13 protein-coding genes are annotated in these 13,417 nt (G+C 40.0%); 9 read left to right on the top strand and 4 right to left on the bottom strand.

All coding sequences use genetic code 11. The annotated features are described in order from the left end of the window. Positions 1–38 precede the first annotated feature (38 nt). From devC to IQ274_RS13605, 6 genes are all read left to right on the top strand, one after another. The gene (gene devC, locus IQ274_RS13630) at positions 39–1,217 is read left to right on the top strand and encodes an ABC transporter permease DevC (RefSeq protein ID WP_163938965.1); all 1,179 of its coding nucleotides are present in this window, start codon (positions 39–41) and stop codon (positions 1,215–1,217) included. Between the two features lie 201 nt (positions 1,218–1,418). After that, positions 1,419–2,423, top strand: a complete 1,005-nt coding sequence (locus IQ274_RS13625) for an NAD-dependent epimerase/dehydratase family protein (RefSeq protein ID WP_194142563.1) — start codon at positions 1,419–1,421, stop codon at positions 2,421–2,423. A gap of 218 nt (positions 2,424–2,641) precedes the next feature. Then, positions 2,642–3,655 carry a glycosyltransferase family 2 protein gene (locus IQ274_RS13620; protein ID WP_163938961.1) on the top strand — a complete coding sequence of 338 codons (1,014 nt, stop codon included), beginning with the start codon at positions 2,642–2,644 and terminating at the stop codon, positions 3,653–3,655. A gap of 48 nt (positions 3,656–3,703) precedes the next feature. Beyond that, positions 3,704–4,171, top strand: a complete 468-nt coding sequence (locus tag IQ274_RS13615) for a DUF2141 domain-containing protein (RefSeq protein WP_190934169.1) — start codon at positions 3,704–3,706, stop codon at positions 4,169–4,171. A gap of 172 nt (positions 4,172–4,343) precedes the next feature. Continuing rightward, a complete protein-coding gene (locus tag IQ274_RS13610) occupies positions 4,344–5,630 on the top strand; it encodes a glycosyltransferase (protein ID WP_194142562.1) in 1,287 nt (428 codons plus the stop codon). A gap of 409 nt (positions 5,631–6,039) precedes the next feature. Further along, positions 6,040–7,317, top strand: coding sequence for a glycosyltransferase (locus IQ274_RS13605; RefSeq protein WP_163934320.1), 1,278 nt, complete (start codon positions 6,040–6,042; stop codon positions 7,315–7,317). 76 nt (positions 7,318–7,393) lie between these two features. Here the strand turns inward: IQ274_RS13605 and hisA are convergent, their stop codons facing one another. From hisA to IQ274_RS13590, 3 genes are read right to left on the bottom strand one after another with little or no spacing between them, the layout of a single operon-like run. Further along, on the bottom strand, positions 7,394–8,167 hold the full coding sequence (gene hisA / locus IQ274_RS13600; RefSeq protein ID WP_194142561.1) for a 1-(5-phosphoribosyl)-5-[(5-phosphoribosylamino)methylideneamino]imidazole-4-carboxamide isomerase: 774 nt from the start codon (positions 8,165–8,167) through the stop codon (positions 7,394–7,396). Between the two features lie 54 nt (positions 8,168–8,221). Further along, positions 8,222–8,521, bottom strand: coding sequence for a DUF3593 domain-containing protein (locus IQ274_RS13595; protein ID WP_163934326.1), 300 nt, complete (start codon positions 8,519–8,521; stop codon positions 8,222–8,224). Beyond that, positions 8,518–8,853, bottom strand: coding sequence for a DUF2499 domain-containing protein (locus tag IQ274_RS13590; protein WP_163934329.1), 336 nt, complete (start codon positions 8,851–8,853; stop codon positions 8,518–8,520). Before IQ274_RS13590 ends, IQ274_RS13595 begins: the two co-directional genes overlap by 4 nt. A gap of 207 nt (positions 8,854–9,060) precedes the next feature. Here IQ274_RS13590 and csaB point away from each other — a divergent pair, with 207 nt between their 5' ends. Beyond that, entirely contained in the window at positions 9,061–10,119 is a 1,059-nt protein-coding gene (gene csaB, locus IQ274_RS13585) for a polysaccharide pyruvyl transferase CsaB (protein ID WP_194142614.1), read from the top strand. Positions 10,120–10,250: 131 nt separating this feature from the next. Then, positions 10,251–11,714 (top strand): glycosyltransferase family 87 protein, encoded by a 1,464-nt coding sequence (locus tag IQ274_RS13580; protein ID WP_194142560.1) that lies wholly within the window; start codon positions 10,251–10,253, stop codon positions 11,712–11,714. On the opposite strand, the gene pgeF is transcribed toward IQ274_RS13580, so the two are convergent. After that, positions 11,676–12,467 carry a peptidoglycan editing factor PgeF gene (pgeF, locus tag IQ274_RS13575; protein WP_194142559.1) on the bottom strand — a complete coding sequence of 264 codons (792 nt, stop codon included), beginning with the start codon at positions 12,465–12,467 and terminating at the stop codon, positions 11,676–11,678. The two genes, IQ274_RS13580 and pgeF, sit on opposite strands and share 39 nt — an antisense overlap. A 77-nt stretch (positions 12,468–12,544) precedes the next feature. Here pgeF and IQ274_RS13570 point away from each other — a divergent pair, with 77 nt between their 5' ends. After that, positions 12,545–13,363 carry a biotin--[acetyl-CoA-carboxylase] ligase gene (locus tag IQ274_RS13570; RefSeq protein ID WP_163934341.1) on the top strand — a complete coding sequence of 273 codons (819 nt, stop codon included), beginning with the start codon at positions 12,545–12,547 and terminating at the stop codon, positions 13,361–13,363. Positions 13,364–13,417 lie beyond the last annotated feature (54 nt).

Here is a 13,417-nt window from a genome sequence, read left to right as displayed (position 1 = left end):
AAATGACAAATGACAAATGACAAATGATAAATAAATCCATGAATTTCAAAATTCCTTTAGGATGGCTACAGTTAGCGCAGCAAAAAGTTCGTTTACTAGTAGCTGTAGCCGGGATTGGTTTTATTGTGCTGCTAATGTTTGTGCAACTTGGTTTTCAAGATGCTCTTTATTCCAGTGCAACTGCTGTGCATCAGAATCTCAAAGGAGATTTATTTTTAGTGAGTTCGCAATATAAATCTTTGACCTCAAATCAAAGTTTTTCACGCACTCGTTTGTACCAATCCCTGGGGTTTGATGGCGTAGAGTCAGTTAGCCCCATGTATTTGCAATTTGCCAAACTAAAAAATCCGGCTACTAGTGAGAAATATTCAATATATGTTATTGGTTTCGATCCAGGTAGACCGGTAATGAATCTCCCAGAAGTTGAGAAAAATTTAGATAAACTCAAAATTCCTGATGTTGTGCTTTTTGACCGTGGTTCTCGCCCAGAGTTTGGCCCAATAGCTGAAAAATTTAATGCGGGAGAGACTGCACAGACAATTGAAATATTTCCCTATAGTTCATTAATTGGCTATAGAGTGAGAATAGGTGGTTTATTCACATTAGGCCCTTCGTTTGGGGTAGACGGAAATTTACTTGTTAGTGACTCAACTTTTTTGAGGATAAATCCCAATACTCGTCCGGCAGATATGATAGATATCGGTTTGATTTCCCTCAAACCTGGTACTAATGCCGAAAACGTACTGAAAAATTTACGAGCAAATTTGCCTAATGATGTCCAAGTTTTTACACGCCAAGGCTTTATTGATTTTGAGAAACAATACTGGGCTGTCAGAACACCTATTGGTTTTATTCTTAACTTGATGTTGACAATGGCTGCGGTTGTTGGAGTAGTTATTGTTTATCAAATTCTTTACAGCAATATTGCAACTCAGTTCGTTGCTTACGCCACGTTGAAAGCCATAGGTTATGCCAATAGCTATTTATTGAATGTGGTATTTCAGCAAGCTTTGATTTTGGCAATCTTAGGTTATATCCCAGGATTCATTACTTCTGTATTGTTATATAGTTTTGCCGCAGAAGCAACTAAACTACCAATAGTTATGACTACTAATAATGCAGTGATTGTCTTAACTTCAACAGTTCTAATGTGTATAACATCAGGAGCGCTTGCTATCAACAAACTCCGCTCCGCAGATCCGGGAGATATTTTTTAGCTATTTGGTGCATCAAAATAATCAAATTATTTTGCCATGATATAGACTAATAATTAAGCGTTGGTTCAGGCTCTCCACAGAAAAATTCTTCTTTATACCAATTTTAGATTAAAAGTCTTTACCGGAATTTAAATTTGGTATAAATTTTCAGCTTTTTATCTAACAACTCAAATTCACTCATTTAACAATAATTTCGATTTTATGAACCTCAAAGACAAAACCTTGCTAATTACGGGAATTGATGAATTTGTCGGTTTGCGTACAGCCGAGTTAGCCATAGCACAAGGAATGAAGGTTCGTGGACTGAAAAGTTCTACAGAACAAAACAAACAATTACAGAATTTAGGTGTTGAGATAATTATTGGTAGTATCACCGATTCTACTATTGCTCAAAAGGCTTGTCAGGGAGTAGATATCGTTTTACATACAGAGCAACTTGCCGAAGAAGCTGGCGCAATTAAGAATTTTCGTGATGTCAATGTTGGCGTTACTGTCAACATGGCTAAAGCCGCTAAACAGGCTGGTGTCAAAACATTTGTGCATCTTTCTAGTGTAATGGTTTACGGTTTCAACTATCCCAATGGTGTTACAGAATCCGGGCCACTTTCGGGCGAAAATAATCCTTACTGTGAAACAAAAATAGAAGCAGAAACAGCAGTTTTAGAACTGAATAATTCTCCAGATTTTGGCATCATCGTTATTCGAGCCGGAGATGTTTATGGCCCAGGAAGTATACCCTGGATAGTCAGACCGGTTCTGATGATGCGTCAAAAATTATTTGCCTGTGCAAATGATGGCAAAGGAGTAATCAATCATGTATACATAGATAATCTGATTGATGGCATCTTTCTAGCGATAGAAAAAGAAACCTACGGTGAAATATTTAATATCACCGACGGACAAGAAACTTCGTGGAAAGAGTATTTTATGCGTTTAGCAGCAATGGAAGGTTTATCAGCACCCCTTTCATTACCGAAAGATGAAATCAAGTTGTTTCTAAAACTACGTGTTCAAGGACAAAAACTTTTTCGAAAAAAAGTTGATATCCTACCAGAGTCTATAGATTTTATGACTCGTCCTTATGCTTGTTCTATTGTCAAAGCACAAAGCCTGTTGAATTATAAACCGACAATTGACCTAGAAGAAGGAATGCAGCGAACACATGAATGGCTGCAAAAAACAGATATTCAAAGCTTGATTAAATAGTCAACAGATTTTAAGAATTCAGGAGTCATAATTCAGGATAATTATAAAATCAATAGGCAATAGCACGGTTTATTGATTTTATTAAAATTAAGCTTAAGTATCAAATTATTCTGGATTCTGACTTCTGGCTTCTGAATTCTCAATTCCTACGTTGCATCTGCCTAACAATTATCTGCAATTGAGCATAAAATAATCCACAGATTTTCCGAATACTTGTTATGAGTAGCAATCAGCCACGATTGAGCATCGGATTACCTGTATACAATGGCGAAAAATTTATCAAAGAAGCCATAGATTCACTCTTGGCTCAAACTTTTGAAGATTTTGAGCTAATTATTTCAGATAATGCATCTACAGATAAAACTGAGGAAATTTGTAGAGCTTATGCCGACAAAGACCAACGTATCTGTTACTACCGCAATGACAAGAATATCGGTTGCGCTCGTAACTTCAATCGCGTCTTTAAATTGTCTTCGGGTGAGTACTTTAAATGGGCAGCTTATGATGATCTACATGCTCCAGATTTTATCAAGAAGTGTGTTGAGGTACTTGACCAAGACCCTAGCATAGTCTTGTGTCACTCCCAGACATATTTCATTGATGAACAGGGTAATTTTCTCCAAAATTACGAGATAAAACTTAAGGCAGATGCACTAAAAGCACACGAGCGTTTTCATGAGTTACTGACGAAACATTTATGTTATCAATGTTACGGAGTAATTCGCACTAGTGCCCTGAAAATGATACCGCCTATGGGTGGTTACGGTAATGCAGATGGAATTCTCTTGTTAAGACTTGGTATTCTTGGCAGGTTTTATGAAATCCCTGAATACCTGTTTTTTGCGAGAAGCCATCCGCAACAATCAATGAGTATGTATTTCCCTAATTATTTGTTGTTTGCTAACAACACTAAAAAAACCTCATTGAGTATGCTACCTGATTTCTATGCTTATGCAGTGTGGTTTGATTCAGCAAAGAAAGGACAAATTTTATTGCCACATTGGAGAATAATCTGGGAGTATCTACTCTCTATATGGCGTAGTCCCCTAAGTTTTAATGAGCAGCTTTGTTGTTATAGAAGCCTACATCAGCAGTTAAAAGGGGCAGAATATCTTTTGCTGAAAGATTTACTAAGAGTGCTACAAGTATTTTGGAAAAGTTGGCAGACAGCATCAATCAAAAAAGATCAAATCATTCATTTCACAAACCAGCTTAAAAATAAAAGCTGGTAAGTACAGTTTTTTTTAGCCACAAAATCACCTATTTTTCACTACAAAACTATGCTGAAACTATCTCATTTATCTCATGTTTTACTTGCTACTTTAATGAGCATCAGCTTTGCTAAAACAGTGAATGCAGAACCAACTACAACATTAAGTGTTGTAGTGAATGGCATACAACACAAAAAAGGTGAGATTTGCTTCCGAGTTTATGCAACTGAACAAGGATTTCCAATGAGTAATTCTAAGGGATCTCAAAGTGGCTGCGCTAAGATTACTGGCAATTCTGTTAAAAAAGATTTCTCCGGTTTGAAGCCTGGAACTTATGCTGTCGCCGTTGTTGACGATCAAAATGGCGATCGCAAACTCAATAAAGACTTTTTTGGTATTCCCACAGAAGGTTTTGGAATTTCCAAAAACCCAACTGTGTCAATACAAACAGGTACACCAAAGTTTCGTGATGCCAGTTTTGTTGTAAATAAAAATACAACAGTCAACATTATCATGAAATATTCGCTGGATTCATAAAGGCTATTGGGGACTGGGGACTGGGTACTTGGTACTTGGTACTGCGGACTCATTCTCTAGGAGATACTTCTGATTTTCAATCGCTAATCCCTAATCCCAAGTCCCCAATTCCTAATCCCTAGTCCCCAATCCCCAATCCCCAACCCCTAATTCACCGGAGACTAAAAATTTAATGGAAGATTTGGCAATATTTCTGTCTAAGTCTTTGATGGGTTGGTTGGTTATTCAGGTGTGTTTAACGCTTGTCTTTATATGGTATCTGCGCTCATCTAAAAAAAACTTATTACCAGATGATCAGTTACCCAAGACAGCAGTGATTCTTTGCTTACGCGGAGCCGATCCGTTTTTGCCTAGATGTTTGCGATCGCTCCTGAACCAAAACTATCCACACTATGATTTAAAATTGATCGTTGATAGTCATGAAGACCCCGCTTGGAAAATTGCCAGTGAAAGCATCACAGAGCAAGAAGCGACCAACGTTCAAATTAGCCCTTTGAGAATAGTACGCAACAATTGTAGTCTCAAATGTAGTTCCTTAGTTCAAGCTGTCCGTGAGTTGGATGATTCCTACAAGGTGGTTGCCTTAGTAGATGCTGATACTATAGTCCATGTGAATTGGCTGCGAGAATTAGTTAGTCCTTTAGGTGATGCTAAAGTAGGGGCGACAACAGGTAATCGTTGGTACGTACCTACAGGTAGGTATTGGGGATCTTTAGTGCGGTACATCGGCAATGTATCCACAGTTGTGCAGATGTTTATCTTCCAGATTCCTTGGGGTGGGAGTTTGGCTGTGAAAACAGAAGTACTTCGCCAAACAGAACTGCTAGATAAGTGGGGACAAGCTTTAGGCGAAGATTTTATGATGCACGACATCCTCAAAAAACATGGGTTTCAGGTAAAGTTTGTGCCTTCGCTGCTAATTGTCAATCGTGAAGAGACTGATTTATCCAACTTAATCGACTATCTTAAGCGCCTGATACTTTATTCTCGACTGTATCACCCACGTTGGTTAGCTTTAGTTAGTGAAGCTGTTTCTAGTATTTTGTTTCCTACTGCACTGATCATTTTAGTTTTAGAGTCCTTCTTACAGGCAAAATGGGAAGCTGCGGTTGTCTTATTAGGCTGCTACAGTGTCTATACTGTCGGACTACTTTTGATCATGCTCGTGTTGGAATTAGAGGTACAGCGAGTGGTTCGCTCTAATGACCAGGGGATGTCTATTGACAAGCCATTACACGTCTATGCAAAATTATCAGGTGCTACAATCATCAAAATGTTGATTGGGATTCCCCTAACACAGTGGGTTTATGGGCTAGCGATGCTATCATCCATTTGGATCTCAACAGTCACTTGGCGCGGTGTCTCCTATCGAGTTCAAGGGCCTTGGAATGTCCGGCTAGTGGAATATCGCCCTTATCAATGGTTAGATCAGCCCATTGATGGCAAGGTATCTCTTTGAATTAAATCGCTAAATATGAACTAGGGCATGAAAGTTATTACACTAAACATTCCCTAGTCTTCAAATTATATTATCTTATATTTAGTAGAACTATATTAGTTATAACCCTTGTCAGAATACACGATTTTTCTTGTTAATTATCAAAATGTATTTGCATAAATGACAAGGGTTTAGACAAATATATTAAGGGGAATTTTGACTTAGTAATTTGGATGTTTTGATAGTTGAATCCAGGTTTATAAACATCCATTTCACAATTGAGAGTTTCGGCTATTTGAAAATGCGTAAATCCTTAGTCTAACCGTATTAGTGGGAATTTATGAACTAGAAAATTAGAATGTTCATGAAACATAAGCTGCGTAAATCCTAAATTGAAAACCAGCATTTTCGTGAAAGATTCCCCTTTATTATGACTAAGCAAAAACTTCGCATTGCACTATTTACAGGATTGTACGCTCCTTTCTTGACTGGTGTTTCTGTCGCTGTTCACCAACGAGTTCGTTGGTTGCTAGAGCAAGGACATGAGGTTTTTTTAGTTCATCCGCAAATTAGCGATCGCTACCCCAAAAATGTTGGCGATCGCCCCATGCCAGGTTTGAATGAAATTGAGTCTTTTCCCAATTTCTCTGCTTACGCATTTCCCACAGAACCCCTATTATTCTATAAGTCTCTTCCTCAACCGTTAAATTATCGGCATTGGAGTGATACCAAGTTGCTGGAGAAATTTAAACCTGATATTATCTTGGTTGAAGAAGCCGCACAAATGAGAGGTTTATACTCTTTTTTCTTGCAAGGTTATGGTCGTCCAATTGGTGTCGAATACGCAAAACGAACAGGCACACCAATAATCTCACTTTTCCATACTGATATCGTTGCGTATATCAAATATTATTTTGGGGATAAATTCTTTAACTTTGTTCGCCCCATCATTCCCGTTTTAGTCAAGCAATTTAGTGAGTCTTATGACTTCAATTACTTTTCTTCTAAAGAACAACTCACTAAATACGAAGAACTGAAATGCCAACGCGCTGAATATGTCCCTTATCAAGGCATCGATTGCGAGAAATTTCATCCGCGCAATATTTGTTACAATCCCATTCCTAACGATAACCGACCAACTCTTTTGTTTGTCGGACGCATTACCCCGGAAAAGAATGTCAACCAATTGCTTGATATCTTTCCAGTCATAGCTGCCAAAATTCCTGATGTTCATCTGGTGATTGTTGGTAGTGGCCCTCTAGATGAAGAAATTCGTCAGCGTGCCGAAAAATTTGGATCGGGTATTACTATATGGGGCGAATCCCACGGTACAGAACTTTTAGGCTGGTTTGCTAGAGCAGATATTTTTGTCAACCCCTCCGTCACTGAAAACTTCTGCACTACAAATAACGAAGCCCTAGCATCTGGAACCCCTTTAGTTGCCGTTTTTGCACCCTCAACATCAGAACAGGTCTTTCCTGGTCGTAATGGCTTTCTTGCCCAACCTAACAACCCCACAGACTTTGCTCAGAAGGTGATTACGATTCTAGAGAATCCCGATTTGAAGGCAGATATGACTCGGCACGCTCGCCCTTCCATACTTGAATTTGATTGGTCAGCATGTATGCAAAAACTTGAAGACAAACTTTACCAAATTGTCGAAGGATCTCAGAAGGTGAAGGTAGGTACAGGCAGTATAAGACGATAACGATTACAAACTGATCTAGCAAATTACAAGCGGTAGGGGCAATTCATGAATTGCCCCTACCTGGAAATAAGGGTTGTCAAGCAAAACTAGAAAAACCTAGATTGGGTGGAATATCCTGAATCCGCCCAGGGCCGACCGCTCGTAATGCTTCTTTGAGTAAAATATCCCCAGTATACAAAGCACGTCCGACAATCACGCCAGTCACGCCTTGAGGTTCTAACGCCAACAAACTCAACAAATCGGTGAGAGAACTTACACCGCCAGAGGCAATTATCGGGATGGAAATTACCGCCGCAAGTTCTCGCAAAGCGTCTAAATTGGGGCCGATGAGAGTACCATCTCGATGAATATCTGTGTAAATGATGGCGGCTGCACCCAATTCTTGCATTTGTACAGCCAGTTGGGTTGCTAAAACTTCTGAGGTTTCTAACCAACCGCGAGTTGCTACTCGACCATTACGGGCATCAATGCCAATAATAATCTGTCCAGGAAATTCTGCACACAGTTCTTGTACTAGCTGGGGTTGTTCTACGGCGATGGTTCCGAGAATTGCCCACTGTATGCCTAGATTGAATAATTGTTGCACGCTGGTGCGATCGCGCAATCCTCCACCAATTTCAATGGGCACTGACACCGCATGAGCGATCGCTTCAATTGCCCCCAGGTTTACTACTTTACCTGCTTTGGCACCATCTAAATCAACTATGTGCAGTCTATTAGCACCCTGATCAACCCACTGTTTGGCAACATCAACGGGATTTTCGCTAAAAACTTGCGAGCGATCGTAGTCTCCCTGATACAGTCGCACACATCGACCTTCTAGTAAATCAATCGCTGGAATTACATCCATTTACTTCTCCCTCATAACTCAATGCAATCAAAACTCTAGCTATCGCTGGGGTTTCTATTTTTGATTTTTGATTTGTAATTGCCTTACAGCTTGTCCAAAACCTAGCACAAGCAAGATGTTAGAAAGAGTCAAAAATAATTCTGCACCACCGTGCAACCAATCTACATTGGCCAAAGACTTGCCATAATGCAATACAGCATAAATTCCGGCTGGGATGGTGATCGCAACAAAAACGAGAGTACCGTAAAATCCATACAGCGCTAAACGCGGCATTTGTGGACTCCGGCTGATAAACCACAAGAAACCCAAATAGGGAAACAGTGAAAGTGCAAACAGGGTTTCTTTAGAAATCATGGCTCTAATTTGATAGATTCTGGTTCAACAGTGTCAGAAGATTTGGTGGAACGCCAAATCAAAAATGCTGCTGCCCAAAGCGTAAAATTACCAACTAAGGTCATGGTAGCTTGAAGTGTTACCAGCCATTCCAGAGATTCGGCGTTGTCAAAATAATGCCAGGTACAAGCACACATAGCGCTAACTAAAGCTGGTAACATAGCAAGGGACAATCCCCACCAATTGCGGTTATTAGTGAGTTCGCCGTAAGTCCAGATTAACCAAATGGCAACAATCCACTCTATAACGCTAGAAATATGAATAATCCAGGTGGGAATCGATAGGGTGTGCATAAGAAAGTTAGGAGTTATAAGTTAGGAATTAAAGACGCTGAATTTAGCGTCTGTACTGGAGTTAAGAATCAATAGTATTAATCTTTTTGTTTTTCTATGTCACTATTTTCCTACAATAAAATTCATCTTTTGTTGGCAGGATGGCATCAACGTTTTAAAAAAAGTTGTTAATCTAAAATCCAAAATCTAAAATCCAAAATGGTCAAGATGCGGGCGTTATTGTCTGGGTATTACGGTAAAGGTAATGGTGGTGACGAAGCTTTGTTAGCAACGCTCTTGCAAATGTTACCATCTCACGTAACGCCTGTGGTACTTTCGGGAAATCCAGAGGAAACGCGCGATCGCTACAATGTAGAAACTTACGATCGCATGGCTCCCTTAGCTGTACTGCAAGCTTTACGCTCAAGCGATGCCTTGATTTGGGGCGGTGGGAGTCTGATTCAAGATGTTACCAGCACTATTAGCCCCTTTTATTATGGGGGAATGATGGCAGTGGCGCAGAAAATGGGTTTGAAAACTGTTGCTTGGGCGCAGGGTATTGGCCCGTTGGTACGTCCGCAAACTCGTTGGTTAGCGCGGCAAACCTTTGGTAATTGTACCAAAGTTAGTGTCCGGGATCGCGCCAGCGCTGCTTTATTATCTGAGTGGGAAATTCCTTGTATTATAGCTCCTGACCCGGTTTGGGCGTTGGAATCTAAACCAGTACCAGGACTTTGGGATTTACCTGCGCCGAGAGTTGCGGTAACGTTGCGATCGCATCCCCAGCTTACCGAAACCCGTCTGTCAAATTTAACCCGTGCTTTGGTTGACTTTCAAAAAGCTACGCAGGCTTTTATTTTATTACTGCCATTTCAAAAAAGTGAAGATTTAAGTATTGCCGAAGCTATTCAACCCCACCTTAAAGATGTCAGCCAGATTTTATGTCTGGAAGATCCACAACTTTTGAAAGGTGTGTTTCGCGGCGTGGAGATGGCAATTGGGATGCGTCTACACAGCTTGATTATGGCTGCTGCTGAAGGTTGTCGTTGCTTTGCTCTTAGTTATGACCCCAAGGTAAATCGTCTTATGGAAGACTTAGAAATGCCTGGGTGGGATTTGGCGAGTTTACCCGATGATCCTAATTTGATTAGTCTAACTTGGATGGAGCATTATGCTAATGGCGATCCTTTATCAGCAGAGCAAATACAATCTTTAGTAGATCGGGCATTAATGCACCGCGAGTTATTGAGCCAAGTTTTTTATTTGACACTCTCCAGCCATAAATAGCGGAGATTCTAGATGGGTAATTTTCAAACTTTTATAAATTGATTATAAAAAATACTCAAACATCATTTATGACAAAATATATCAGTTATGTTATCTAGGATATACAGAAATAATTCTTGAGATCATTGCTGATGATAAACTTTGGTTTTTGGAACCTAATTATAGTAATTGTAGTTGCATTGGTTCTGAAAAATAATTGGCGACTAGACGATGATGAGAAGGTAGCCTGGAAAAATTCTTTATTCTTAAAATCTTCTGTTATCCAACGATTGATGCAATTTTTTCGTCAACCAATTGTTAACTTTATCATTCAAGCAGTTGTTGTATTAGTAGTCACAAGATTTCTCTGCTATACAGGTTGGCTAGTTTATTCCCTAAATCAGCCAAATCCACCTTTATGGGATTTTAAATGGTTTTATGTGGCGAGTAAATTGGCTCATCAGCATTTGAGTCCTTTTAATGTCGAGATTTTTAACCAAAGTTTCTGTAGCCTAACTAAAACGTGTGGATTTATTCCACCATTTGTCTATCCACCTAATATTATTCCTCTTATCTGGTTTCTCGGTTATTTTCCGATCAATACTGCATTTACAATCTGGATTGTGATGCATATATTAGCAATCGGCTTGGCCTTATGGGGAGCGAACATCCTCCTAGAATCGAAATCGCCAGCTTTCAGAACTATTTGTACAATCTCGGCTGCCTTAATTTATGGCTTAGTTCGCGATCTTCAAGTTGGTAATCTTGCCATTTTCGTTGCTGTTCTCATCTTATGGATGTTTATCTTGGCTAGAAAATATCAGGATATTCCAGCAGGACTTTGCTTGGGTATTGCCGTTTGTAAACCAACATTAGCTGCATTATTCATTCTATATTTTCTATTTAAAAGACGCTTTTTTCTAGTTTTTGTATCTGTTGTCACAGGAACTTGTCTAGTATTTTTAGGTCTAGCATTAACGGGCAATTCTTTGACACAATACCTACCAGATACGGCTCGTGGATTTTCACTTTGGCTTAACGATCCATCGAATAGTCCCTATCTTTCAATTACTCGCCTAGATTTGATGGTAGTGGGCCCAAGATTATTACCCAATAATCCATTCTTTGCCAAGCTATTGTCAGACTTTATTGTTCTGATACTTGTGAGTTTCGTGGGTTGGTATTGGTATCTACAACAATCTCTCACAGCCTGGTCAAAAGAAATATACTTAGCAGAAATGGTACTAGTTTCTTGCTTGAGTATTGCCATTAACTATTCACAGCAAACTAGTACTGTGATGTTAATACCTGCGGTTGTTTTTTTGCTAAATGATTTGCTATATCAGATTAAGCATTGTGCATTCTCTATGAAAAGAATGTCTGTTTGGTTAACAGGAGTTTGCTGTCTAGCAGTGCAAACAGCAGTTATTCATGGCTGGCTCATCGGCTCTCTAGCAAATCGCTGGAACGTGAAAGCAGGGGAACTACCCTACTTTATGAAAGTAACTATCTTCGCCCTACCGAGTTATGCCATTTTAGCAATTACCGTGAGTATTTTAGTCTTAGCAATTAGTTCCCTAGATCATATTGATTTTGATGCCACTAACAATCCCTGACCATTGAACTTTTTTTTCTTGCTCTCGACGGTAAGAAAAGAAATGCTCTGGAGTTTGGAAAGTACAATAAGGTGCGATCGCAATTTGTTCTGCACTAATTCCCATGTTTTCCATTTGTAAGGTATTCACTCGCCGCACATCCAACCTTACCTTTCCTGGATTAGGATCTTCCAGCAAGGGTGAATTTGGTAGCTCATGTAATGCACTTACTATTTTTTCTTGGTCTTCATCTGGTATAATGCTAGCCCCAATTTCAGCAGCCACTTCGATAGAGACTTGGTAAACCTCACCAGCGATCGCCGGGCCCATTGCAATGCGTAAATCATCAAGTTTGCTGCCTTGAGATTGTAATCTAGCGATCGCTAGGGGCACAATTTTCTTGGCAGTTCCTCGCCAACCCGCGTGCAATGCTGCCACCCGTCCAGTTTTCACATCCCCAATTAGCACGGGTGTACAATCTGCACTAGCTACCCAAACGGCTTGGAGAGGCTGCTGGCTCATTAAACCATCTGCCGATGCTAAATCATCCTCAGCAGAGCTTAAGAAGCTTTCAACTTCTTGGGGGGTGAGAACAGTATTGCCATGAACCTGCTTTAAGCGATAGACTGATGCCTCTGGTTGCAATACTTCTGTGATAACTTGTGGCGATCGCGGCCAAAACTGCTGGGTAAAGAAGCCGTGATGCCAATGTTCCAGAATACTACAAGTTAGATAAGGCAGTCCTTCCCAATTGCGCCAGTGCCAAGTGTGCATCTTCAACCAAACCTAAACAAAAATCACTCATCAGCCAATCAATGCTAACTTGAACAACGGAATTTGGGTTAACTGCTGTGGGATTTAATCTGCAAAACTTGGAATCAGCCTTGAAAGCAGGGCGTAAGCATACATATTTACCATTTTCCCTCCACTTTTTTGAAAGCGTCTCCTCAACAAACCAAACCCTCTGGAACTTACTCCACCAAGGGGCTATTTCAGGAACAGTAGTCATCGCAACTCAGCAATCTGCTGGGCGGGGACAATGGGGACGCGAGTGGATTTCTCCAGTTGGGGGATTATATGTTTCCGTGGCGATTTCTTTCGACCACAAAATAGAGGCTACTGACAGCTACCAGCTAACTTTCGCTACTGCTTGGGGAATTGCGTCTCAATTGCGCCAGTGTGGTATAGATGTTGGGATAAAATGGCCCAATGATTTAGTTTTAAATGGTCGCAAACTAGGCGGCATTTTGACAGAAACCAAAGTAAACAAAGGACAAATCACCCAAGCAGTAATTGGTGTTGGTATTAACTGGACAAATCCAGTACCCGAAACTGGAATTAATCTGGAATCGTGGCAAGCTTCCCAAGATTTCAGACCAATCTCTTGTCTGGAAATACTCACCTCTACAGTCTTACTGGGAATAGAATCCGGTATGGAGTGCCTTCAACAAGAAGGAGTAAGCATACTCTTATCTCGCTATCTAGACTTGCTTACAAACATGGGCGATCGGGTTTATGTCAATAATCTTTTAGGTACTGTAGTTGGGGTAACACCTCAAGGAAATTTACGAGTTGATTTAGAAACATACAATACAAAGGAACTAATTACACCGGAAATTTATATTGAACCCGGTACAATCAGTTTGGGGTACCATAAATCTTCCGTTTAAATTTGAGGTTTGTTCAAAATTTCGCTCTTTGGGCAAGACAAACCACTAGCATCA

Origin of the sequence: Nostoc sp. LEGE 12447, assembly GCF_015206985.1 — a bacterium.
In the GTDB taxonomy this organism is placed as follows: domain Bacteria; phylum Cyanobacteriota; class Cyanobacteriia; order Cyanobacteriales; family Nostocaceae; genus Nostoc.
The sequence above is the reverse complement of the archived record's forward strand: the minus strand, read 5'-3'. Positions and strand labels throughout refer to the sequence as shown.

What these genes read in the sequence shown, in the direction of transcription:
- devC (WP_163938965.1), top strand. Translation starts at nt 39, where the DNA reads ATGAATTTCAAAATTCCTTTAGGATGGCTACAGTTAGCGCAGCAAAAA.
- IQ274_RS13595 (WP_163934326.1), bottom strand. Translation starts at nt 8,521, where the DNA reads ATGATTTCTAAAGAAACCCTGTTTGCACTTTCACTGTTTCCCTATTTG.
- IQ274_RS13580 (WP_194142560.1), top strand. Translation starts at nt 10,251, where the DNA reads ATGATAAACTTTGGTTTTTGGAACCTAATTATAGTAATTGTAGTTGCA.
- IQ274_RS13590 (WP_163934329.1), bottom strand. Translation starts at nt 8,853, where the DNA reads ATGCACACCCTATCGATTCCCACCTGGATTATTCATATTTCTAGCGTT.
- IQ274_RS13620 (WP_163938961.1), top strand. Translation starts at nt 2,642, where the DNA reads ATGAGTAGCAATCAGCCACGATTGAGCATCGGATTACCTGTATACAAT.
- pgeF (WP_194142559.1), bottom strand. Translation starts at nt 12,467, where the DNA reads ATGCACACTTGGCACTGGCGCAATTGGGAAGGACTGCCTTATCTAACT.
- hisA (WP_194142561.1), bottom strand. Translation starts at nt 8,167, where the DNA reads ATGGATGTAATTCCAGCGATTGATTTACTAGAAGGTCGATGTGTGCGA.
- IQ274_RS13610 (WP_194142562.1), top strand. Translation starts at nt 4,344, where the DNA reads ATGGAAGATTTGGCAATATTTCTGTCTAAGTCTTTGATGGGTTGGTTG.
- IQ274_RS13605 (WP_163934320.1), top strand. Translation starts at nt 6,040, where the DNA reads ATGACTAAGCAAAAACTTCGCATTGCACTATTTACAGGATTGTACGCT.
- IQ274_RS13615 (WP_190934169.1), top strand. Translation starts at nt 3,704, where the DNA reads ATGCTGAAACTATCTCATTTATCTCATGTTTTACTTGCTACTTTAATG.
- csaB (WP_194142614.1), top strand. Translation starts at nt 9,061, where the DNA reads ATGCGGGCGTTATTGTCTGGGTATTACGGTAAAGGTAATGGTGGTGAC.
- IQ274_RS13625 (WP_194142563.1), top strand. Translation starts at nt 1,419, where the DNA reads ATGAACCTCAAAGACAAAACCTTGCTAATTACGGGAATTGATGAATTT.